The organism is Rahnella sp. P4_A8 (assembly GCF_056402435.1).
Map to the genome: position 1 here is coordinate 1 of NZ_JBFUHK010000342.1, position 680 is coordinate 680.

Here is a 680-nt window from a genome sequence, read left to right on the forward strand (position 1 = left end):
GTATCAGGGTGCGTGATGGCCGTGTTGCTGAGGACCGGTATGCGCCTCGATAGTTCAGGCGTAACAGTTCTTCGTGAATTGCACGAAAACTACGGTCCTTCCTGGACCTATCTTTTCATCGAACCGCTCGAAAATTTGCGCCTTTTAGGTCGCCGGGCCGTGCTGGCTTTGCTAGGTATTGCCGTGGGATGTATGGCGGTGGTCGCTTTGCTGAATATCGGTCATAACGCCAGAGTTCAGGCTATGAGCGTTTTTAAGGGAATGGGCAGCGACTTACTGGTGTGTAGCATTCAACCCCCTCAGGGAAATTATACTAATCCTCCCCCTGCAGTCACCATACTGAACGCAACGCTATTGCACCAAACCCTGCCAAACATTGTGTCAGCGGCACCGATTATTTCCATGAATATGGATGTTCGTCTGAAAGCGCACACGTTAAATATTTCTGTTGTTGGTACCAACGCTGAGTTAGCCAGAGTACTGGATCTGGATCTCAGTATGGGCCGCTTTGTGAGCAGATATGATGCGCACAATACCTATGCGGTTTTAGGGGCAAAAGTACAAAGCGAATGGAGAAGTGCTGGCATCAGTGCAAATGTGGGAGATTGGGTTCAGATAGGTGACTATCTTTTTGAAATAATAGGAGTTTTGAAGAGTAAAGGTTCTACACCCCTAGTACC

1 protein-coding gene is annotated in these 680 nt (G+C 48.4%); it reads left to right on the top strand.

All coding sequences use genetic code 11. The features are described from left to right. Nucleotides 1-15 precede the first annotated feature (15 nt). A partial coding sequence (locus AC1DUO_RS25880) for an ABC transporter permease (protein WP_477989588.1) occupies nucleotides 16-680 on the top strand: 665 nt, incomplete at its 3' end.